Annotated in this window: 20 protein-coding genes and 3 tRNA genes; 18 read left to right on the top strand and 5 right to left on the bottom strand. The window is 60.4% G+C overall.

The window, feature by feature from the left end; translation table 11 throughout:
• The first annotated feature begins 224 nt into the window (after window positions 1-224).
• The 5 genes from ABNU55_RS13110 (at window position 225) to acs (ending at window position 5,851) form a co-directional block, all read left to right on the top strand.
• Window positions 225-300, top strand: a tRNA-Trp gene (locus ABNU55_RS13110).
• A gap of 83 nt (window positions 301-383) precedes the next feature.
• Entirely contained in the window at window positions 384-815 is a 432-nt protein-coding gene (locus tag ABNU55_RS13105) for a hypothetical protein (protein WP_290751865.1), read from the top strand.
• 78 nt (window positions 816-893) lie between these two features.
• Complete coding sequence (locus ABNU55_RS13100) at window positions 894-2,921, top strand: copper resistance system multicopper oxidase (protein ID WP_290751868.1); 2,028 nt, start codon at window positions 894-896, stop codon at window positions 2,919-2,921.
• On the top strand, window positions 2,918-3,718 hold the full coding sequence (locus tag ABNU55_RS13095) for a copper resistance protein B (protein WP_290751870.1): 801 nt from the start codon (window positions 2,918-2,920) through the stop codon (window positions 3,716-3,718). The genes ABNU55_RS13100 and ABNU55_RS13095 overlap by 4 nt, the downstream gene beginning before the upstream one ends.
• A gap of 183 nt (window positions 3,719-3,901) precedes the next feature.
• Window positions 3,902-5,851: an acetate--CoA ligase gene (acs, locus tag ABNU55_RS13090; protein WP_290751873.1), complete on the top strand. Its 1,950-nt coding sequence runs from the start codon at window positions 3,902-3,904 to the stop codon at window positions 5,849-5,851.
• 139 nt (window positions 5,852-5,990) lie between these two features.
• On the opposite strand, the gene ABNU55_RS13085 is transcribed toward acs, so the two are convergent.
• On the bottom strand, window positions 5,991-6,134 hold the full coding sequence (locus ABNU55_RS13085) for a hypothetical protein (RefSeq protein WP_290751875.1): 144 nt from the start codon (window positions 6,132-6,134) through the stop codon (window positions 5,991-5,993).
• Window positions 6,135-6,294: 160 nt separating this feature from the next.
• Here ABNU55_RS13085 and ABNU55_RS13080 point away from each other — a divergent pair, with 160 nt between their 5' ends.
• On the top strand, window positions 6,295-6,678 hold the full coding sequence (locus ABNU55_RS13080) for an Hpt domain-containing protein (protein WP_290751879.1): 384 nt from the start codon (window positions 6,295-6,297) through the stop codon (window positions 6,676-6,678).
• On the opposite strand, the gene ABNU55_RS13075 is transcribed toward ABNU55_RS13080, so the two are convergent.
• From ABNU55_RS13075 to ABNU55_RS13065, 3 genes are all read right to left on the bottom strand, one after another.
• Window positions 6,627-6,971, bottom strand: coding sequence for a chorismate mutase (locus tag ABNU55_RS13075; RefSeq protein ID WP_290751881.1), 345 nt, complete (start codon window positions 6,969-6,971; stop codon window positions 6,627-6,629). The two genes, ABNU55_RS13080 and ABNU55_RS13075, sit on opposite strands and share 52 nt — an antisense overlap.
• 108 nt (window positions 6,972-7,079) lie before the next feature.
• Entirely contained in the window at window positions 7,080-8,864 is a 1,785-nt protein-coding gene (gene sppA, locus ABNU55_RS13070; RefSeq protein ID WP_290751883.1) for a signal peptide peptidase SppA, read from the bottom strand.
• 120 nt (window positions 8,865-8,984) lie between these two features.
• Window positions 8,985-9,061 (bottom strand) — tRNA-Pro (locus ABNU55_RS13065).
• Between the two features lie 147 nt (window positions 9,062-9,208).
• Between ABNU55_RS13065 and ABNU55_RS13060 the strand changes: the two genes are divergently transcribed.
• The 9 genes from ABNU55_RS13060 to ABNU55_RS13020 all read left to right on the top strand — a co-directional run bounded on the left by ABNU55_RS13060 (window position 9,209) and on the right by ABNU55_RS13020 (window position 17,202).
• Window positions 9,209-9,283 (top strand) — tRNA-Gln (locus ABNU55_RS13060).
• A gap of 476 nt (window positions 9,284-9,759) precedes the next feature.
• Window positions 9,760-10,539, top strand: a complete 780-nt coding sequence (locus ABNU55_RS13055) for a DUF3450 domain-containing protein (protein WP_290751886.1) — start codon at window positions 9,760-9,762, stop codon at window positions 10,537-10,539.
• A gap of 26 nt (window positions 10,540-10,565) precedes the next feature.
• Window positions 10,566-11,966 carry a MotA/TolQ/ExbB proton channel family protein gene (locus ABNU55_RS13050; protein ID WP_290751888.1) on the top strand — a complete coding sequence of 467 codons (1,401 nt, stop codon included), beginning with the start codon at window positions 10,566-10,568 and terminating at the stop codon, window positions 11,964-11,966.
• Window positions 11,967-11,997: 31 nt separating this feature from the next.
• Entirely contained in the window at window positions 11,998-12,513 is a 516-nt protein-coding gene (locus ABNU55_RS13045; RefSeq protein WP_290751890.1) for a MotA/TolQ/ExbB proton channel family protein, read from the top strand.
• Window positions 12,513-12,923, top strand: a complete 411-nt coding sequence (locus ABNU55_RS13040; protein ID WP_290751892.1) for a biopolymer transporter ExbD — start codon at window positions 12,513-12,515, stop codon at window positions 12,921-12,923. The genes ABNU55_RS13045 and ABNU55_RS13040 overlap by 1 nt, the downstream gene beginning before the upstream one ends.
• A gap of 11 nt (window positions 12,924-12,934) precedes the next feature.
• Window positions 12,935-13,351, top strand: a complete 417-nt coding sequence (locus ABNU55_RS13035) for a biopolymer transporter ExbD (RefSeq protein ID WP_290751894.1) — start codon at window positions 12,935-12,937, stop codon at window positions 13,349-13,351.
• A 10-nt stretch (window positions 13,352-13,361) separates the two neighbouring features.
• Window positions 13,362-13,988, top strand: coding sequence for an energy transducer TonB (locus tag ABNU55_RS13030; RefSeq protein WP_290751896.1), 627 nt, complete (start codon window positions 13,362-13,364; stop codon window positions 13,986-13,988).
• Window positions 13,989-14,376: 388 nt separating this feature from the next.
• Window positions 14,377-15,768, top strand: a complete 1,392-nt coding sequence (locus ABNU55_RS13025) for a hypothetical protein (RefSeq protein WP_290751898.1) — start codon at window positions 14,377-14,379, stop codon at window positions 15,766-15,768.
• Between the two features lie 144 nt (window positions 15,769-15,912).
• Entirely contained in the window at window positions 15,913-17,202 is a 1,290-nt protein-coding gene (locus ABNU55_RS13020; protein WP_290751900.1) for a cystathionine gamma-synthase family protein, read from the top strand.
• A 10-nt stretch (window positions 17,203-17,212) separates the two neighbouring features.
• Here the strand turns inward: ABNU55_RS13020 and ABNU55_RS13015 are convergent, their stop codons facing one another.
• The gene (locus ABNU55_RS13015) at window positions 17,213-17,962 is read right to left on the bottom strand and encodes a DUF481 domain-containing protein (protein ID WP_290751903.1); all 750 of its coding nucleotides are present in this window, start codon (window positions 17,960-17,962) and stop codon (window positions 17,213-17,215) included.
• Between the two features lie 155 nt (window positions 17,963-18,117).
• Between ABNU55_RS13015 and ABNU55_RS13010 the strand changes: the two genes are divergently transcribed.
• From ABNU55_RS13010 to astD, 3 genes are read left to right on the top strand one after another with little or no spacing between them, the layout of a single operon-like run.
• Window positions 18,118-19,374 (top strand): hydrolase, encoded by a 1,257-nt coding sequence (locus ABNU55_RS13010; protein ID WP_290751906.1) that lies wholly within the window; start codon window positions 18,118-18,120, stop codon window positions 19,372-19,374.
• On the top strand, window positions 19,371-20,393 hold the full coding sequence (locus tag ABNU55_RS13005; RefSeq protein ID WP_348764400.1) for an arginine N-succinyltransferase: 1,023 nt from the start codon (window positions 19,371-19,373) through the stop codon (window positions 20,391-20,393). The genes ABNU55_RS13010 and ABNU55_RS13005 overlap by 4 nt, the downstream gene beginning before the upstream one ends.
• An 8-nt stretch (window positions 20,394-20,401) precedes the next feature.
• A complete protein-coding gene (gene astD / locus ABNU55_RS13000; protein ID WP_290751912.1) occupies window positions 20,402-21,856 on the top strand; it encodes a succinylglutamate-semialdehyde dehydrogenase in 1,455 nt (484 codons plus the stop codon).
• Window positions 21,857-21,858 lie beyond the last annotated feature (2 nt).

Below are 21,858 nucleotides of genomic sequence, written 5' to 3'. Positions count from 1 at the left end.
AAGTAAGAGCCTCCCGCCCCAGACGGGGTGAGAGACATATCAAAGGGCCGTCCCAGCAGGGGCGGCCCTTTTTCTATACGCGGGGGTTAGCTGGAACGCTGCATACGTACATGCGGCCTTGGCGGCATCGGCGCCTCTGAACCAATTGCGGGCAATATGCAGGAGAGCCGGTTCTGCCCTGTTGCACTTGCCCGCCTGATCAGGCATTACACCGCTTCGCCTGAGCGGGTATAGCTCAGCTGGTAGAGCGACGGTCTCCAAAACCGTAGGTCCTGGGTTCAAGTCCTAGTGCCCGTGCCAGGCGGATTTCCCTTAGACTGCGATTGATCGCGTGAGCGTTTGCCACATTGCGCCGGGGCGAAGTTGCACTAATTTCAGACGCAATGTTCCAGCCGCTTCGCCTCTTGATGACAAGCCTGCTCGCCATTCTGGTGAGTGCGGGTCTGATTGGCTGCGCAGTCTTCTCTGCGGATGCCGCGACCGCGCCGGCAGGGCCAGCGCCTGCGATCTTCGTCCATGGCGGGCATGCAGAACACGACATGCATTCCATGCATGACAGCGTGCCGATGCCTGCCCATGATCATGGCAGCGAGACCTGCGACGGATGCGGCTGGTCGCTACTGAACCGGGTTTCCATATCTCCCGACAGCGCGCCGCTTCTGCAGAAGCCGCCGGTGCCGGTTTTCTCGCTGCCGGTTCCGGTGCCACATGGGGACCTTCCAGCACTGGCCGCGCACGCGGTATGGCCGCCTGGCGATGAGCCGCCCATACGGCCCCAGACCCTGACCCACCAGAAAATCAGCCTCCTCATCTGATCCTTCGCGGACCTTTGGGCGCCTGGCGCCCTGAGACGTTTTTTCCGTTAAAGATCATGATGAAAGACTGAATTTCCGATGTTCAACAGACGATCATTTCTGGGCGCCGCGCTCGGCTCCGGCGCAGCCCTTGGCAGCGCAAGCCTGCTGCCGGCCTGGGCCCGGAGCGCCGCGCATGGAAACCTTGGCCTCACAACGCTGAGCGGCAACACATTCAACCTCGATATTGGCGAGTTTGCTGTCCGTATTGGTGGAAAAATGGGCCATGCCGTGGGCGTGAATGGCACGCTTCCAGCGCCGCTTATCAGGTTTCGCGAAGGTGAGGAGGTGACGCTCAACGTCACCAACCGCCTCAGAGCCGATACGAGCATTCACTGGCACGGGCTTCTCGTGCCCTTCCATATGGACGGCGTACCGGGCGTGTCCTTTCCGGGCATCACGCCGGGCGAGACATTCCAGTACAGATTCGCCGTGCCCCAGTCTGGCACCTACTGGTACCATTCCCATTCCGGCCTGCAGGAGCAGCAGGGCCATTACGGCCCGCTCATCATTGATCCGGCAGGCGAAGACCCGGTCGAATATGACCGTGAATATGTGATGGTGCTGTCGGACTGGAGCTTTGAGCATCCACATCGCATCTTCGAAAAGCTGAAAGCCTCTTCCGAGACCTATAATTTCAATCAGCGCACGCTGGGCGATTTTGCAGAAGATGCGAGCGAGGAGGGGTTCGGCAAGGCCCTGTCAGAACGCGCCATGTGGGGCCGGATGCGGATGAGTCCGCGCGACCTCGCCGATGTGACGGGTGCGACCTACACCTATCTCATCAACGGACATTCCACCTTCGACAACTGGAACGGTGTCTTCGAGCCGGGCGAGCGTGTGCGCCTGCGGATCATCAATGCCTCTGCCATGACGCTGTTCAATGTCCGTCTGCCGGGCCTGCCCATGACTGTGGTGGCGGCTGATGGTCTGAACGTCCAGCCGGTGGAAACCGACGAATTCCAGATCGGTGTGGCCGAAACCTATGACGTCATTATCCAGCCGGAAGAAGCCAGGCCCTATGCCTTCGTAGCCGAGTCCATCGACCGCTCCGGCCAGGCTGTGGCGACATTCGGGCCGCGCGCCGGCATGCGGGCGGAGGCGCCGGCCCTGCGGCCTGTGCCGACCCTGACCATGAAGGATATGGCCATGGATCATGGCAGTCACGGCATGGCGGGAATGGCCTATGAGCCGGGCGGCAAGACAGCCAGCGCCCATGAAGGCCACGACATGTCCGGCATGGATCATAGCGGTCATGACATGGCGGCCGGCGGGCATGCTGGCCACGATATGCCCGGCATGTCGCATGAGGGCCACCAAATGGCGGGCAAGAGCGATGACATGGCGACCATGGCGGCAACGGATGGCGGCAGGCAGCTTCATGATCACCCGGATGGTCCGGGGGTCGCCAATACGGCAATGATGCCGGTCAGCCGCCTGGACGAACCCGGTATCGGACTTGATGAGGTCGACCACCGCGTCCTCACCTATGCCGACCTTCGCGCGCTGGATGCCAATCTCGATACACGACCGCCGGAGCGGGAGCTTCAGATCCACCTCACCTCAAACATGCACCGCTATATGTGGTCGTTTAACGGGGTGAAGTTCTCTGAGGTCACCGAATCGATCCGGCTCAATGAGGGTGAGCGCGTGCGCTTCATCCTGGTGAATGACACGATGATGCCACACCCCATCCACCTGCATGGCATGTTCTTCGAACTGGAGAATGGGGCAGGGGACTATCGCCCGCGCAAGCACACGGTTGTCGTGAAGCCGGGGGAGAAGGTCGCCTTCGACGTCTCTTCAGAACATATCGGCGACTGGGCCTTTCACTGTCACCTTCTCTACCACATGCATGCCGGGATGATGAATGTCGTCTCGGTCATTCCCAAGGACCCTAATGCGGTGCTGACGCCGGCCTCGCACGATCCCGAGCATGATGGCGGCGCTGCCAGCCACCATCAGATGGACCATGAGGGGCATCAGGGCATGGATCATGACAGCGGCAAGAACGGCATGTCGCATGACGGCCATCAGATGCATCACAAGCATGGAGGCGACCAATGAGAAAGGTCACGATTATCCGGGCGGGTCTCACTGGTCTGGTGACGCTGGCGGCCTCCGGGCCAGCGCTTGCGCAGGAGGGCGGTGAGCCCTGGGGGCAGGCGGACGAGATCTGGGGCGAGGCCGAAATGGCCGAAGCCCGCGAACAGGTGCTGGCCAGTCATGGCGATTTGCGCACCAGCTATTTCCAGGCCGAACGATTCGAGCTTCAGGCCCTCGACGATGAGGATGTCCTTGTTTTCGATGGCAATGCCTGGTTTGGCGGCGACATCAACAAGCTCTGGCTGAAGAGTGAACTGGAATACCTGCCCGATGAGGGGGAATTTGAGGAGGCTGAAGTCCAGGCGCTATGGTCGCGGGCGATCTCGCCCTATTTCGACCTTCAGGCCGGGATCCGGCAGGATTTCGAACCCCGGGGGCGCACACATGCCGTTCTGGGCGTGCAGGGCCTTGCCCCCTATCTGTTTGAGCTTGATGCCGCCGCTTTCCTGTCGGCCGATGGCGATCTCACCTCGCGCATCGAGACCGAATATGAGCTTCTGCTGACGCAGCGCCTTATCCTGCAACCGCGTGCCGAGATCGAGCTGGCCGCGCAGGATATCCCTGAGCTTGAGACAGGGGCAGGTCTTGTGTCGCTCAATGCCGGGCTTCGCCTTCGCTATGAGATCAAGCGGGAATTCGCGCCTTATATCGGCGTCGAATATCAGCGCAGTTTCGGTGATACCGCAGACTATATCGAGGCCGCAGGCGGCGACGCCGAGGGCACCGCCCTGCTCATCGGTATAAGGGCCTGGTATTAGGCGGTTTGTGTCCGCCAGCCTGTTTCTGCCCGTAAACTGTCTTGCGGATGAGACAGGCTGGCGCGCGCTTGTTCGTGCAGGCGGGGTTCACATTGCAGGCGCGAGCGCTCATGTTTAGCCAGAACGTGGGGCGCTCGACGCAGCGCCTGTAAAGAACCAGACAAAAGGGAGCCCGCACCGACCATGAGCCATGATGTGACCAATCATCCCGTGCCAGAGGCCTTTGCCAAACAGGCCAATCTGACGCCCGAGAAATATGCCGAGATGTACAAGTCCTCCATCGAGGACCCTGAAGCGTTCTGGGCCGAGCATGGCAAGCGTATCGAATGGATGAAGCCGTTCACGCAGGTCAAAGACGTTTCCTGGGACCCGCATGACCTTCATGTGCGCTGGTTTGCCGACGGCACGCTGAACGTCACCGAAAGCTGTCTCGACCGTCAGCTGGAGACCCGCGGCGACAAACCGGCGATCATCTGGGAAGGCGATGAGCCCGATGACAGCCACACGCTGACCTATCGCCAGCTTTATCATGCCGTCTGCCGGTTCGCGAATGTGCTCAAGGAAATGGGCGTCAAGAAGGGCGACCGGGTTACGCTCTATATGCCGATGATCCCCGAAGCGGCGATGGCGATGCTGGCCTGCGCCCGTATTGGCGCAGTCCATTCGGTTGTCTTCGGCGGGTTCTCACCGGAGGCGCTGGCGGGCCGGATTGTCGATTGCGAATCGAAATTCGTGGTCACGGCCGACGAGGGCGTCCGGGGCGGGCGCAAGGTGCCCCTGAAGGAGAACGCCGACAAGGCGTGCGATCTGGCCAAAGGCATGGTCGAAAAGGTGCTGGTGGTCGAGCGTACTGGCGGCGACGTCTCGATGAAGGACGGCCGCGATGTGTGGCTGCATGAGATTGGCGCAGAAGTTGCCGACACCTGTGAGCCGGAACCGATGAATGCGGAAGATCCGCTTTTCATTCTTTATACGTCAGGCTCCACCGGTAAGCCGAAAGGCGTTCTGCATACCTGTGGCGGCTATCTGGTCTGGGCGTCGATGACGCATGAATATGTCTTCGACCTCAAGGAAAATGACGTGTTCTGGTGTTCGGCCGATGTCGGCTGGGTGACCGGGCACACCTATATCGTTTACGGCCCGCTCGCGAATGGCGCGACGTCTGTCATGTTTGAAGGCGTGCCGACCTATCCCTCGCCTTCGCGCTTCTGGGAGGTGTGCGACAAGCATGGCGTGACCATCTTCTATACGGCGCCGACCGCGATTCGCGCTCTGATGCGCGAAGGCGACGGCCCGGTGAAGGCGACAGACCGCTCTTCGCTTCGCCTGCTGGGCACTGTGGGCGAGCCGATCAATCCGGAAGCCTGGGAATGGTATTTTGAATCGGTCGGCGACAGCCGCTGCCCCATCGTCGATACATGGTGGCAGACCGAAACCGGCGGCACGATGATCGTCCCGCTGCCCGGCACCACAGACATGAAGCCGGGCGCCGGCTCGCATCCCTTCTTTGGCGTCGTGCCCAAGCTGGTGGATGCGGAAGGCAAGGTGCTGGAGGGCGAGACGCAGGGCAATCTCATCATCACCGATAGCTGGCCCGGCCAGATGCGCACCGTTTATGGTGACCATCAGCGCTTTGTGGACACGTATTTCTCTGCCTATCCCGGCAATTATTTTACCGGCGATGGCTGCCGGCGCGATGCGGATGGCTTCTACTGGATCACGGGCCGCGTCGACGATGTGATCAATGTCTCCGGCCACCGTATGGGGACCGCCGAAGTCGAAAGTGCTCTCGTCGCCCATGACGCGGTCGCCGAAGCGGCGGTCGTCGGGTATCCGCACGATATCAAGGGGCAGGGCATCTATGCCTATGTGACGACGGTTCAGGGCGTCGAGGGCGATGAAGCGCTCAAGAAGGAGCTCATCAAACATGTCCGTAACGAGATCGGACCGATTGCGAGCCCGGACCTGATCCAGTTCTCGCCGGGCCTGCCCAAGACCCGGTCCGGCAAGATCATGCGGCGTATCCTGCGCAAGATCGCCGAGGACGATTTCAGCAATCTGGGTGACACTTCCACGCTGGCAGAGCCTGAAGTGGTCGATCAGTTGATCGATGGGCGCCAGAACAAGGCCTAGGCTTCAAGTCACAGGCCCCGAATCAGAAGAGGCGCGGGACTTCGATCCCGCGCCTCTTTATTTTTTTGAGTTTCAATTTTGTCCGAATTCTCAGGTCAGCTCAGTTGCAGGAAGTCTCAGAGCTGAGCTTTCGAACGTCCTAGCGAAACACCGTCAGGGTCGCTGTGGGGGCCGGTGCCACCTCTTTTTGGGACTGCTGGTCAGCAGGTTCGGCCACAAGGCCCAGCCAGCCCAGGAGGACGGCAACGAAAAAGTCGCGAACGGCGATCAGGAGCGCAATCATGATATTCCCCTACCACTTTAAGCATCCAGAATAGTGATTTTCGGCTGGATTTGCAATCTTAACCGTGCTCTCCGCCTGCCACAAACGCGTTTAACCGGCGGATAAGGTGTCCTGTGCCACCCTCGCGGCCCGGAGAACGCAGTGGACGGGACATGACGGCATGAGCCAAACGCCTATCGATATCGATCACCTCCTGTCCATGACGGGCGGTGACGCTGATCTCGCCGATGAAGTTCTCGGTATTTTTCAGGAACAGGCGCGCATCTGGTCCCGCATGCTGGACCCGCGCGCGGAGGCGTCCCATTGGGCAGATGCCGCGCACACACTGAAAGGCGCCGCGCTAAGCGTCGGGGCGCATGATCTCGCCGAAAGCTGTCAGCGGGCCGAGCGGGCAGGGCGTGAAAATCCGCCGACCCCGGCTGGCGCCGCGCTGCTTCTCAATGAGGTGAAGGATGAGCTGTCGCGTGCCCTTGAGGCGTGCAGCCGTGTCTCTCACGCCTTGTCGCGGCCGGGCCTGCGGGCATCGAAAGCCTCGAACTCATAGGCAATGCACCGGTCGATCAGTGTGCGCCAGACAGGTTCCGCGATGGCGCGTGAAAGACCCTGACGGTCGGCCTCGGCCAGCACTTTCGTAACGACGTCCTCGATTCGCGCCCGGTCATGCACCACCGCGCGTGACCCCTTGATTCGCGCCGCCGCGTCCATGAAGGACTGGCGTTCCTGCAGCAGGCCGACAAGAATCCGGTCCAGCCGGTCAATCTCATGGCGCACATCGGCCATGGTTTCCGCCGTTTCAGCCGTATGCCGGCGCTCTTGGCTGGGAGAGGTCTCAGTCATGCTCGCGATCTGTCCAGTTGGCCTGAAGGCGGGTTAGACGCCGCCTGAAAAAGGATCAAGCAGGCCGATGCAGGCAGATTTTCGCCCGCTGCACCGGCTGCTTGTTGCCTAGTGTTCGATCATCATCGGGCTGCGGGCCTGCACCGGACCCTGCTTCATCATCGCGCCCTGTTCGATAAGGGCCTGCACCCGCTCGTCCGACAGCACTTCTGAAAGCCGGGCGAGCGTCTGAAGATCGCCTGCAGAGGCTTCGCTCATGGGGGTGAGGCCGGGAATACCGCCCTGCGGGACCGGGTAGAACTTGATCCGCGTGGCAGTGTCATCTTCAACGCCGGCGAGTTCGCGCGCTTTTGCAACGGCATCGATCAGGCCGCCGATCTCATCGACCAGGCCAATTCGCAATGCATCCTCCCCGGACCAGACACGCCCGCGCGCGATATCATCGACCTCACTGACGCTCATGCCGCGGCCGTCTGCGACGAGGCTGATGAAACGGTCGTAACCGCGCTCAAGCCAGGCGTGCAGCATCTCGCGCTGCTCGTCAGTAAAGCCCGAGAGCGTGCTGAGGGCGCCGGCAAACGGGCCGCCGACCCCTACAGTTTCGGCATTCACGCCGATCTCGCGCAGACCATCTGCGACGGCGAGCTTGCCGCCGAAAATACCGATGGAGCCTGTGATGGTGGAGCGGCTGGCCATGATCCAGTCAGCGCCGGTGGAGACATAGTATCCGCCTGAAGCCGCCACTGAGCCCATCGATACGATGACTGGCTTTTCGGTCTCGCGCTGGACGGTCTCAATGGCGTTCCAGATCTGGTCGGAAGCCGTCGGTGAGCCACCGGGGCTGTCGACGCGGAAGACGATGGCTGCCACGTCCTCATCGTGACCGGCCTCCAGAATGGCATTGGCGACCATGTCCGAAGCAAAAGCGGGCCCCGCATTGATAAGGTCGCCTTCCGATCCGCCCGTTACGATCGGGCCTTCACCGCCGACGACGGCAATCATCTTGGCATCGAGCGGCGCGCCGTCCGGCGTGTAATTCAGGATGTCCATGATTTCGGCGTCATCGCCGGCGCGCTGGCGTGCAGCGGCCATGGCGTCCTCCGGCCAGCCCAGCTTGTCGGCGAGACCAAGCTCGATCATGCGGTCCGGGCTAAGGGGGCCGGAGCTGAGCGCGTCCCGGACTGTCGCGACATCGAGGCCCCGGTCCGCCGCGATATCCTCCAGCGATGTTGTCCAGACCGATTCGGCCAGGGCGGTCATCGCTTCGCGATGCGGCTCTGTGTAGCCGGTCTCCTTGTAGACATTCGGCGCGTTCTTGTACTCATAGAACTGTTCGATCTCGGCGGAGACATTGAGCCGGTCGAGCAGGCCCTTGAAGAAAAGCGTCTCGAAAACAATGCCGCCCGGCAGATAGTCGCCGCCGGGCTGGACCCAGATTTCATCGGCCGCCGCGATGGAGCGCAGGGCGGACGGGCCGCCCGAATAGGTCCCCTGGGAGGAAACAATCACAAACTTGCCTGCATCCTTGAGGCGCTGGATCGCTTCACGCACTTCTTCTGCGCGCGAGGAACCGACCGAATATTCGCTCGCGCGGATGAGGACGCCCTTGATGTCGTCATCGGTGCGCGCGGCGTCGAGCCGGGTGAGAACATTCACGAAGCCCTTCTGGCCGAAGATGGCCGGCAGGCCTGTCGTGGCGGGCTGATCGCTGATTTCCTGGCGCAGGTCGAGCGAAAGCACGACATTGCCAGAAGCCTTGCCCTGATCCTGAAAGGCAGACAGTTTGGAATTCACGAAACCGCCGATGACAGCGGATGCGATCAGGAAAAGAAGGATCGCGCCAAGGACGGTCCCCACGATGGCGCCGCCGAAGGCTGTCAGAAAAGTCTTCACGATGCAGTATCTCCATACCGGAATTTATCGGATAACGATATGAAGCTTAAAAGGCGAAAGTAAAGGGCGGATGTGTGTGTCCGCGTGTTTTCGCTTTATTGGTCGCTTTGAAGGGGAAAATGGTCGGAATAGGAGGATTCGAACCTCCGACCCCCGCCTCCCGAAGACGGTGCTCTACCAGGCTGAGCTATATTCCGAGCCAGAGCGCGCCCCTATATATCAGGCTTCGGGCACTGACAAGCATGCGCGCTGGCAAGGGCTGCAATCGGTCTTACTGTCATTGCCTGAAGAGGGGAGTTGCAAGGCCGGATCGTATTGAGTATGTCCCTGCCTTCGCCAGCAGTTGGGGTATCGCCAAGTGGTAAGGCATCGGTTTTTGGTATCGACATTCCCAGGTTCGAATCCTGGTACCCCAGCCACTCTTTCCTGCTGAGTTTACTGCACAATCCAACCGATGCCCGTCTCATCTCATTAGAGACGGCTGGATGTGCACGCCTGCGCAATTTTGCACCTGATACGGGCATATGGTCCTTCCGGTGACTGCGATACGGGATTGTGCTTGCGATTTGCGCCGCTTAGCGTTTTAACACCCGAGAAGACCCATTGATCCGCGCCGAACCTGTTGCTAGCGTCCGGCGCAATGGCAGCTTATTCTGTGCCTGTGGCACATGCTGGATCATGTGGATAAAAAACAGAGAGTGCATTCATAAGCACTCCAAATATTGGGGAGGTGCCGGTCGTCTTCAGACTTCCGCCTCCAAACTTCGGGCTTCGTGTGTGTGTCCGGTCCGAGTACTAGAGTTGCGGCCCACCAGTTCAGGGGGTGTCGGCCGTATAAAAGTTTCACCGTGCAGTCTTCTCTGCACGACCATTCGGAGAGTGAGAGGCAAACCTCATGAAAGAAGTACTGACACCGGCGCGGGGTGCTATCGCGGCGGCTCTTATTGCCGGTCTGGCAATGCCAGCTGTGGCGCAAAGCCAGTTGCGCCAGGCGCTCGAAACCGGCGAGCAGGCCACCCGTAGAGCCGAGCAGGTTCAAGAACAGATCAACCAGCTCGATGACCAGCGGTCCGACCTGGTTGGCGAGTTCCGTACGCTTCTCCAGCGTACCCAGGCTGCGCAGCTTTATGCCCGCCAGCAGGAAAAGGTGGTGGAAAGCCAGCGCCGCGAACTTGAATCGCTTCAGGAGCAGCTTGGCCGCGTCGATGAGATCACCGCGCAGACCACGCCGATGCTTCTCGACATGATTTCCGACCTCGAAGCTTTCGTTCAGGCCGACCTGCCGTTCCGCACCGAGGATCGCATGGAGCGGATCGCGAACCTTCGCGCTGCGATGGAAAACGCACAGGTCCCGATCGTCGAGCAGTACCGCCTGATCATCGAAGCCTATAAGGCCGAGATGGAATATGGCCGCACTGTCGACACCTGGCCGCAGGAAATCGACATCGATGGCAGCCCCGTGATGGTCGACATGTTCCTCTATGGGCGCGTTGCGCTCGTCTACATGTCGCCGGACCGCCGCTATGCCGCCCGCTGGGATCGCAATGAGCAGCAGTGGGTTCCGGTCGAGAGCCGCTTCAAGGAAGACATCGCAACCGCCATCAAGGTTGCGAAGGGCACCACGACGCCGAGCGTTCTGTACGCACCGGCTTCCAAGCTCGACGTCGAAATTTAAGCGCCAAAGATCCAGAGGAATTTGAGATGAAAAACTTCACTAAGTCTCTGCAGACCCTTGGCGCGGCAGCGCTGGTTGCGGGTTCTGCACTTACTTTCGCCGCGCCGGCCGTTGCGCAGGATGTGTCGCTCAGCGACATCCTGCGCCGCGTCCAGCAGGACTCCGAACAGATGTCGGCTGAAGACCAGCGCCGTCTGCAGGAGTTCCGTCAGGAAACCGCCGAGCAGGAATCACGCATGTCCGAGGCCCGCTCGCAGCTGCAGGCTGCAGAGGCCCGCGGTCAGGCGCTTTCGGCGGAATTCGACGAGAATGAGCGTCAGCTTTCGGAACTTTCCGCAGAGCTGGAAACCCAGGCCGGCGACTTCGGCGAACTGCTTGGCCAGTTCCGCACCGCTGCCGGTGAGACGATGCCGATCATTCGCGAGTCGCTCTCCAATTATGAGTATGGCGGCCGTGCCGAAAAACTGGCCGAGGTCTCCGAAGCCCGTTCGCTTCCGACCCGTCAGGACCTGGACGCCCTGCCGAAGGCAATGCTTCAGGAAATGATCGCCCAGTCCGAGGTCAAGACCTTCACCGCGTCTGTCGCGGGTGCTGGCCCGGAAGGCGAAGTTGCTGATGTCGAGCTGATGCGTGTCGGTATCTTCACCGCCGCAACCGTCGACGGCACCAATTTCGTCGAGGTTATCACCGAAGACACGGATGAGCCTTATCTGCGCGTTCTCAAGGCACAGCCGAGCGGCAGCTTCGCGTCCGCGATGCGCAAGCTCATCAATTCCGAGCCGGGTGAAACCGTCATCACGCCGATTGACCCGTCCAAGGGCGACCTCTTCGCCGTTGCCGGTGAAATGCCGACCCTCACCCAGCGTATCCAGCAGGGTGGCCCGGTTGGTGCCGTGATCCTCGTCCTGCTCGCCATCGGTGCAGCGTTCGCCATCTTCAAGATCGTGACCCTGTTCCTCATGGGTTCGGCCATGCGCCGCACGGCCAAGACCCGCAAGGCAGGGACCGGCAACCCGCTGGCCCGCGTCTTCGAGGCCTATGAGCAGAACAAGCATCAGGACCTTGAATCGCTCGAGCTCAAACTCGACGAGCAGATCCTGCGCGAGTCGCCGAAGATCGAACGCTTCAACGACGTTGTTAAAGTGCTTGCCGCCGTTGCGCCGCTGCTGGGTCTTCTCGGTACGGTTATCGGTATGATCATCACCTTCACCGCCATCACCAATTTCGGTGCAGGCGATCCGAAGCTGATGGCTGGCGGTATTTCGGTCGCGCTCATGACCACGGTTCTTGGTCTCGTCGCAGCTATTCCGCTGCTTCTGCTCCACGCCATTGCGTCCTCCATGGCGCGCGGCAACCAGCAGATCCTCGACGAGCAAGCAGCCGGCCTGGTGGCTGAGCGTGCAGAGTCCAACACGGTGACGGCTTAACAGCCGTCACCTCCTTCGGGAGGTGCCCCTTATGGGACTAGGACTTAACGAGCTTGAAGACTTCCTGGCACGTGGCGGGCCCGTCCTGCTGGTGATTATGGTGGCCACATTCATCATGTGGGCCCTGATCCTGGAACGGCTCTTCTATTTCCGCTTTGCTCACAAGGATGTGGCACGCGAAGCGATCGAGGAATGGAATGCGCGTTCCGACCGCAAGTCGGTTCTCGCCCACTGGGTGCGTGACAAGCTGATTTCGGAAGTCCGGATGAAAGCCGAAGCCAATGTCCAGATGACCAAGGCGATGGTGGCCCTCGCGCCGCTGCTTGGTCTTCTCGGTACGGTGACCGGCATGGTTGCAGTGTTCGATGTGATGGCGATTACCGATGGTGCCGATGCCCGGTCCATGTCGGGGGGTGTGTCTCAGGCCACGATCCCGACAATGGCAGGCATGGTGGCGTCGATTTCCGGCATCCTCTTCACCTCCGGCATGGACCGCAAGGTCAACCGGCTGGTGCAGGGCGTCGAAGATGAATTGGAGATTGTCTAATGCGTGGCAGACAGGCGAAACAGCCCGATGAGGCGAGTGTCGATCTGACGCCGATGCTGGATGTGGTCTTCATCCTCCTCATCTTCTTCATCGTGACATCGACCTTCATCCAGGAAGAGGCGCTCGGCCTTGAGCCGCCGCCACCACCGTCGAACACCCAGAGCGATCCGGAAAATTCGGCCATCCTCATTTTCGTCGATCAGGACAATCTGATCACGGTGAATGGCCGTCTGACCGACATCACGGGTGTCCGCGCCAATATGGAGCGTCTCCGGGCTGAAAATCCCGAAAGCGCGCTCATCATCCAGGCGCATCCGCAGGCGCGCACAGGCACGATCGTCAAGATCCGTGACGAAGCGTATAATGCGCAGATGAACCGGGTGAACATCGTCCAGAGCGAAGGTGATTAGGAGACAAGAATATGGCACGTAGAAAACGCATATTGGCGTCCGACTCCACCGGCGATGACGATGTCAACCTTACCCCGATGCTTGATGTTGTCTTCATCCTGCTTATCTTCTTCATTGTGACGGCCCAGTTCATCAAGGAACCGGGTGTCGAGATCAACCGGACCGAGGTAGACAATACCGAACGGCAAAACCCGCTTGGTATCCTCATCGCCATCAATGACGAGAGCGAGATCTACATCGACAAGGAAGAAGTGTCGCTTCAGGAAGTCGGTTTCCGCATCCGGGAGCTTCGCGAAGACAATCCGAAAGGCCGGCTGGTTGTCCAGGCGGATGAGGATTCAGATGCCGGTGTGCTGATCTCCCTCATGGAGATCATCAACAATGAAGATGGCCTGACGGCTGTTCCGGTATCGGTCGAGCAGGAATAGGAGAAACGCAATGTTTTCAAATCCCATCCTTCGCCTGGTGATCGGTATCCCTCTCGCGGCCATCGTCGTGTTTGCGCTCTTCACCTTCATGTACAAGATGATCAATCAGGAATACGAACAGCCTGAAAATGTGGAGCAGCGGACTCTCGAGCGGATCACACCCGCAGATGAGAGCCAGGAAGTGCGGACCCGTCAGCGCAACAAGCCACAACGGCTTGATTCGGCTGACAAGCCGCCGCCACCCCCGAAAATGTCGGCAACGCGGTCGGACATCGACCTTCCCACGCCGAGCATTCAGGGGTCGGCCCCGACCGAGGTGAACGTTGATCGCCTCGATTCGCTGGCCATCGATCCTGTGGCGATCTCGGACCGGGACGCACAGCCGGTGCGTCCGCCGGTACCGACCTATCCGCAGCGCGCAGCCGAGCGCGGCATTGAAGGCTCCTGCGACGTCCGCTTCGACGTGGACACACGCGGCCGGCCCTATAATGTCGAGGCAAGCTGCACCGACAGCGTCTTCAAACGTGAAGCCGAGCGTGCGGTCAGCCGCGTGGAGTTTGCGCCAAAGATCGTTCGCGGTCAGCCGGCCGAACGCCGCAACGTGGTCTATCCGCTGGAATTCCAGCTCGACGGCTAGGTTTCAAACGCGACCTTTATTTTCGAAAAGCCCGGTCCATGTGACCGGGCTTTTTGTTTGCCGCCGGCAAAATGCTCTCGAATCCGGGTCCTGAAGCTCTTGGGCCTGACCGGTCCCGGTGCAACAGGGGGCCTCTTATGCCAATTGCGCGAAGTTTGCGCGCCAGACTGGTCAAATTTGAGAATGAAGCCCATTCCCTGCGCTTGTGGACGCCAGAAGCGTTGACGTGGCGCGCCGGACCGAGCATATCTTAACACAGCAAAAGCGACGTAGACGCCGATAGAAATAGATTAAGTCGCCGGCGGATCGATTTCAGCCAAATGCACGTTGCATCGTGCGATGCGTGACAAGGATTTCCGCCGGGTCCGGCGAAAAGGAGTGAGACACCATGGGATTCAAGACATTTCTTAGAAGTGCGGTTGTCGTCGGCGCCGTATCTGTAATGGGCGCAGGCGCTGCCATGGCGCAGGGCGCCAATTGCGAGGCGACGGAATTCAGCTCCAAGACCGGTGAGATTTACCTCAAGGCCGAGACCGAACTTCTGCAGAATGAGAATCCGCAGGCCGCTCTCAACGCGCTCAACCAGCTGCGCAATTCGGACCTGAACTGCTATGAGCAGGGCGCTGTCCTGAAACTTGGCGCGGCGATCAAGATCGAAGCCGGCGACTATAACGGCGCTGTCCGCGACCTCGAATCAGCCATCAATCAGGGCTACATTCCGGCCAGCGAGCGCAAGAACACCTATTACAACATCTTCCAGATCTATCTCAGCCAGAACAATCTCGAGAAGGCACTGGAATACTCGCAAAAATGGGTTCAGGCTGGTGGCGAGCCGGACCGCGATGGCAAGTGGCAGCTCGCCGTGGTCAACCAGAAGCTTGGCAACAATCAGGAAGCCCTGCGTTGGGCCGAGCAGGTTTTCCGTGAAGACGGGGCAGGCGCCGACCGCCAGGTCTATGACTTCCTGATCTATCTTTATGACGAGACGGGCCAGCGCGCCAAGAAAGCCGAACTTCTCGAGACGCTTCTTGCGCGCAACCCGAATGAGCGCCGGCTCTGGGACGCCATCGCTGGCGACTATTTTGCCGGTGAGCAGGAGCGCAAGGCCTTCGAAGTGCAGAAAGCCATGTATCTCGGTGGGATCCTGCAAAAAGAAGATGAGATCATGCGGATCGTCAACTTCTACAACCGCTTCAACGTCCCGTACCGCGCCGCTCAGATTCTTGAGAAAGAGATGAATTCCGGTCGCGTCTCGAAGACCTATGAGCGTATGGAGCTGCTGGCGAACCTCTACCAGGTGGCCCGCGAATTCGACAAGGCGATCCCCGTCATCGAGGAAGCGGCCCGTATGAACAATAGCGGCGCCATGTATGAGCGTCTCGGCCGCTCGCATGCCGAGCTGCAGAACTGGGCCAAGGCCGAAGAAGCCTTGACCCGCGCGCTAAATGCCGGTGGTGTTGAGGATCGTGGTCTGGCCTGGGTCCTGATCGGTCAGTCCCGCTATGAGCGCGATGATCGTGCCGGCGCCCGTGAAGCCTTCAGCAATGCGAACAACCGCGCCGGCCGCGGCTGGCTCGACTTCATGCGCTCTGAAGAGCAGACCGAAGTTGCGCTGGTCCGCTTCGAGGCGCAGAGCCTTGTGCAGGATCTGGAGAACGAGAAGCGCCGCTGCGACCAGCTTGAAGTGCTTGGTGAAGAGAATGCACCGGAGGCTTGCGGGACGGTGGATGAGCGCCTTTCCGAGGCCCGCGAGGAATTTCAGGCGCTTACAAACAGCTAGAACCTGAATCTTCGCTGAAAAATTAAATTGAAGCCCCGGCTCGCTATCGAGCCGGGGCTTTTTACATTCAGGGGGACAGGACGCGGCTTGAACCAACCCGTTAAATGGTTTCAGCTGAAACTAATCAATGGAAGGACACGAGACATGAGCAAGCCGGACAAACCATACCGCAAGCGCCAGATCGGGGATCACAAGTTGAGGCCGGAATCCCTTGTCATGGGCTATGGCTTCGATCCGGCCATGTCGGAAAACTCGATCAAGCCGCCAATCTTCATGACGTCCACATTCGCCTTCAAATCGGCGCGCGATGGCGAAATGCTGTTCCGTCAGCTTGCGGGCAAGCGCGAGGATGGCGACCCGGAAGAAGCCGATCTCATCTATACGCGCTTCAATAACCCGAACATGGAAGTGCTCGAAGACCGCCTGACACTATATGATGCTGGAGAGATGGCGCTGGTCTTTTCCTCCGGCATGGGCGCGATCACGACGGCGCTTCTGGCCTGCGCAGGGGCGGGGACGACCATCCTTCACTCCAGCCCTCTCTATGGCGGCACGGAAGTCTTCATGCGTACCTTCATGCCCGACTTCGGTGTGACGCCGTTCGAAATGGATGCCTGGGCCAGCGAGGAAAAAATCCTGGAACGCGCGCGCGAAGCGGCCAAGACGGGCCCGCTCAGCGTCATTTTCACCGAATCGCCGGCTAACCCGACCAATGCCCTTGTTGATATCAAGGCGTGCAAACGCGTCGCCGATACGATCGAGAAGGAAACCGGCCACCGTCCGATCATCATGTGCGACAATACGATGATGGGCCCGATCGGTCATCTCCCGATCAAGCATGGCGCAGACCTCGCGCTCTACTCTCTGACCAAGTATATCGGCGGCCATTCCGACCTTGTCGGCGGTGCCGCGATTGGCAGCGAAGAGACCATTTCCAAGATCCGCCGTGTGCGCAACTATCTCGGCACCACGCTCGACGCCCACACCTGCTGGCTGATCACACGCTCGCTCGAGACGGTCCGCATGCGGATGGAAAAGGCGTTCGAGAATGCGCGCATTTGCGCTGAATTCCTGCGCGACCATCCAAAGATCGGCAAGGTCATGTATCCGGCTTTTCTGGAAGAGGGCGATCCCCAGCGCAAGGTCTTTGACGAACAGTGCGAGGCAGCCGGGTCAACCTTCTCCTTCGACGTGAAGGGCGGCAAGGAGGCGGCTTTCCGCCTCCTCGACAACCTTCAGCTCGTCAAACTCGCCGTCAGCCTCGGCGGCACGGAAAGCCTGATGTGCCATCCCGGCTCCACGACCCATTCGGGCGTCGATGAGGAAATTCGCAAGCGGATCGGTTTTACCGACGGCCTCGTCCGCTTCTCGGTTGGCGTCGAAGCCGCCGAGGACCTTGTCGTCGATCTCAAACAGGCTCTGGAAAAGGTCTAGTCCGGCAGGCTCACTGCCCGAAGGAATAGACAATCGATGCCCGCGTCACCGTATCCGTCGCCTCGAAACCGGGCGGCGGGTTGGTGTCGTGGCGCACATCGAAGGAAAAGCGGGCCGAAAACGTGTCGGTCAGCGCGGCCGTCAGGGCGATGATATTCCCGATCTGCGTTGATTCGCTCGCATAGATGATGTCGGTATTGTTCGAGAGGGAGACCGCATCATTGAAGTCATGCGTGAACTCCGACCGGCCGACGACCGAAACCGACTGTTCGGTGGATCCGGGCGTCGTCACAGGAACGCCATTGCGGATGACGGTCGTCTCCTGGACTTCATCGATCTTGATACCTGGGCCGCCCTGGACAGACCATTTGGTCGTCTCGCTATCGAAAACGTCATAGCCGAGACCGCCGCCGACGAAGACGCGCGAATCGAAACCGGAAAACTCATCCTTTTCATAGGAAGTGCGGACGAAGCCAAAAAGTCGGTCGCCAAGCTGGCGATCGACCTCACCGGCAAGGAAAAGACGGTTGCGCGTCTCGACCGAGTCCGTCTCGCCATAGTCGGCAGCGGCGTCGAAGCTGTAGGTCCACAGGCCGGCTTCACGGTTGAGTTTCAGGCCGAGGCCGAGGTCCGTCGTCTCTGTATTGCCTGTGGTATAGCCTGCGCTGAATGAGCCTTCGCCCGTCCAGCCATCTTCGGCAAGGGCGGCAGGCATCAGGCAAAGCCCTGCAAAACCGGCAAACAGATAACGAAGCGTCATGGCGAAAATCTCCTCGAATCACAATTTCGCCTCTCCTCGCAGATGGTCACCAACAAGTTGTTAACCATGCCGGCCCGGGCCGTGAGCCGGGTGCGCGGCGCAAAAGCTCACCCCTGCGGGCTTGCGATTATTCGTTTCCCATGAAACCAAGAGGCATGACTGATTTGGGCAAGAAAACCGACGAAGACGAAGCCGTATGCGAGCGGATCGCGGCGGCTGAAGAGAAGATGCAGTCGCGCATGCTGGACTGGGCGGCGATGAATACGGGCAGCTGGAATGCCGACGGGCTGAAAGCCCTGGCACCCAAGCTTGCCGATGCCTTTTCCGCCCTGGATGCAGATGTGCAACTGGACCAGTCCCAACCTTTTGAGAAGGTCGATGAGAAGGGTCAGACGGTCGATTTCGAGACCGGTCCGATCCTTCGCGTGAAAGCCAGACCGCAGGCGCCCGTCCAGGTCGTGATGAGCGGCCATTATGACACCGTTTTTCCGCCGGGCACCTTTACCGAGATCAAGGACCTTGGCGACGGCCGCAGGAACGGCCCCGGCCTTGCCGACATGAAGGGCGGGCTATCGGTCATGCTCGGTGCGCTGGAAGCCTTTGAAGCAGGTCCGCTGAAGGACAAGCTCGGCTATCAGATCGTGATTTCCCCAGATGAGGAAATCGGCAATTTCGCCAGCGCCGGCGCGCTAAAGGAAGCTGCCTCTTCGGGGGCGCTTGTGGGCATGACCTATGAGCCCTGTATGGAGACAGGTGCCATGTCTGGCGGGCGCAAGGGGTCGGCCGTCTTCGATATCGTCCTGCATGGCCGCTCAGCGCATGCTGGCCGGTCCAAGGAAGATGGCCGCAGCGCACTTGAGGCGGCTGCGCATGCCGTCGTGGATATCGAAGCGCTCAATGGCCGCCGCGAGGGCGTCTCCTTCAACGTCGGCGCGATCGATGGCGGCGGGGCGGTGAACATCGTGCCGGACCTTGCCATTGTCCGTTTCGGCGCGCGCGCCCCAGACCCTGACGCAGCGCAATGGGCGACCTGGGAGGTGGAGCGTATCTTCCGCGAGGCCACGGCGCGCGACGGCATTACCGGCCATCTGCATGGTGGGTTCTACCGCCCGCCAAAGCCGCGCAATGAGGCCCAGCAGACCCTGTTCGATGCGGTCGCGCAGACCGGCTCGGCGCTTGGTCTGGAGCTGACCTTCGAGGACACTGGCGGTGTTTGTGAGGGCAATAATATCTTCGCGGCGGGCGTCCCAAATGTCGACACGCTGGGCGTCATGGGCGGGCGCATCCATTCCAGTGAGGAATATGTCGTCATGTCGAGTCTTGTCGAGCGTGCGCAGCTGTCTGCGCTTCTGCTCAACCGATTTGCGGACGGGCGTATCGATGCGGCAAAAATCAAGGCTTTGATGGAATGACAATTCCCTATGTCATGCGGCCGGCGCGGCTGGATGATTTTGAGTCGCTGATGATCCTGGCTGAAGAGTCGGGGCCAGGCTTTACCAGTCTTCCTGTGCATGAGCGCATCCTGCGCGAGCGGCTTGAGAAGTCGGAAAAGTCCTTCGCTGGCGACCTCGATCAGCCGCAATATGGCAAATACCTCATGATGATGGTCAATGATGAGACCGGCGAGGTGGGCGGCTGCAGTGCGGTAAAGGCGGGCGTCGGCATCGACCAGCCCTTCTTCAACTATCGTGTGATCACGCTTGCCCAGGCCAGTCAGGCTGCCAACCGGCGCCATGACATGGATGCGCTGGTCCTGACCAATGAGTTTGTTGGCTATACCGAGGTCGGCACGCTCTTCCTGCGACAGGCCCATCGCGGCGGCGGGGCAGGGCGTCTGGCCGCCCAGTCGCGCTATCTCTTCATGGCGTCCAATCCTGACCGGTTCGGCGACATGGTTCTGGCTGAGCTTCGCGGCGTCGTCGACGCACAGGGCGGCACCCCGTTCTGGGAAGCAATCGGCCGGCATTTCTTCCAGATGGAGTTTACCGAAGCCGACATCCTGTCTGCGACGACCGACAACCAGTTCATTCTGGATCTGATGCCGAAATATCCGATCTATGTGGACCTTCTGCCGCCGGAGGCGCGTGAGGTGATCGGGCGCTGCCATGCCGATGGCGTTGGGGCGCTGAAACTTCTGGAATGGGAAGGCTTCCGGTTCGAACGCACGGTGGACATTTTCGACGGCGGTCCGCTGGTCGCCGCTCCGCGCAAACTTATCCGCACGATCCGCGAGAGCCGGGTCGTGACATTGCGCGAAGGTGAGGCGAGCGGTGAGACCGGCCTTGTATCCAATGATCACTTTAACGATATCCGCATCAGCCTGATTGAAGGCGAGAGCCGCGGCGAGAACGAATTCGTCACATCAGGCGCGGTTCTGGACCGCCTCCGGCTGAAACCGGGTGACACGGCAAGACTTTGGCTAAGGAGCTAGAAGGCGATATGGCGAAAGGCACATATATCAGCGGCAAATGGCATTCGGGCGACGGCGACTGGTTCGAGAAGACCTCGCCCGCCACGGGCAAGACAAGCTGGGAAGGCCAGGCCTCCAGCGCCGCCCAGGTGAACGAAGCCGTGGAGGCCGCACAGGATGCAGGCCGCGACTGGCGCCATGTCCCGCAATCCAGGCGCACCCAGATCCTCGAAGCCTATGCCGGCGAGGTCGAGAAGCGCGCTGAGGATATTTCCGAAGCCATCAGTAATGACATGGGCAAGGCGCGCTGGGAATCGCTGGCCGAAGCCGGTGCGATGAAGGGCAAGATCGCTGTGTCCATCGACGCGCAGGTTGAGCGCGCGGGCGGCCGCAGCCAGGAGACGGCTTTTGGCGGCGCGCATCTGACCCACCGGCCACATGGCGTGATGGCGGTCTTCGGGCCGTTCAACTTTCCGGGCCACCTGCCGAACGGGCATATCGTGCCAGCGCTTCTGGCGGGCAATACATGTGTCTTCAAGCCATCAGAGCTTGCACCGTCCGTGGCGAAGATCATGGTCGAGTGTTTTGAGGTGGCCGGCCTCCCGGACGGCGTGCTCAATGTCGTCCATGGCGGGCGGGAGACGGGCGCGGCCCTGCTCGATGCCGATATCAACGGCCTGCTTTTTACCGGCTCTGCCAAGACAGGCACCGCCTTTCACCGTCATTTCGCCGGACGCCCGGACATCATCCTCGCGCTCGAAATGGGCGGTAATAATCCGCTTATCGTCTGGGACCCGGCAGACCCGGAAGCGGCGGGCGACATCGCGGCTCAGTCTGCCTTCCTGACCACCGGCCAGCGCTGCACCTGTGCGCGCCGTGTCTATGTACCCGACAATGCCTTTGGCCAGTCTGTCATCGAGGCGATTGTCGAGCGCGCGCGGGGGCTCAAGATCGGTGCCTGGGATGAAGAGGATGTCTTCATGGGGCCGCTGGTCTCAGTACATGCCGCACAGGCGGCTGTCGACTTCCAGACCATGCTGTCAAAGGCAGGCGGCAAGCCGCTGCGCCGCCTGAAAAAGATGGATCGCGGCGGCGGCTTTGTTACCGCCGGCGTGATCGATGTCACCGATGCCAGCAATGTGCCTGATGAAGAATTGTTCGGGCCGCTCATTCAGGTCCACCGCGTCAAGGATTTCGACGCCGCCATCGCACATGCCAATGATACGCGCTTCGGCCTGTCTGGTGGGCTTGTCAGTGATGACGAAGCGCTCTGGCTGCGTGCCCATAATGAGATGCGCGCAGGTATCCTGAACTGGAACCGGCCGACGGCGGGCGCATCCGGCAATATGCCGTTTGGCGGTCCCGGCCTTTCGGGCAATTTCCGCCCCGGCGCCTATTACGCGTCCGACTATTGCGCCTGGCCGCAGGCGAGCCAGACCGCTGGCAAGGCAAACCGGCTCAAGGCGCAGGGCTTTCCGCAATAGGG

The sequence above is a fragment of the uncultured Henriciella sp. genome (assembly GCF_964005855.1).
Lineage (GTDB): Bacteria > Pseudomonadota > Alphaproteobacteria > Caulobacterales > Hyphomonadaceae > Henriciella.
This window is presented reverse-complemented; position numbering and strand designations above follow the sequence as displayed.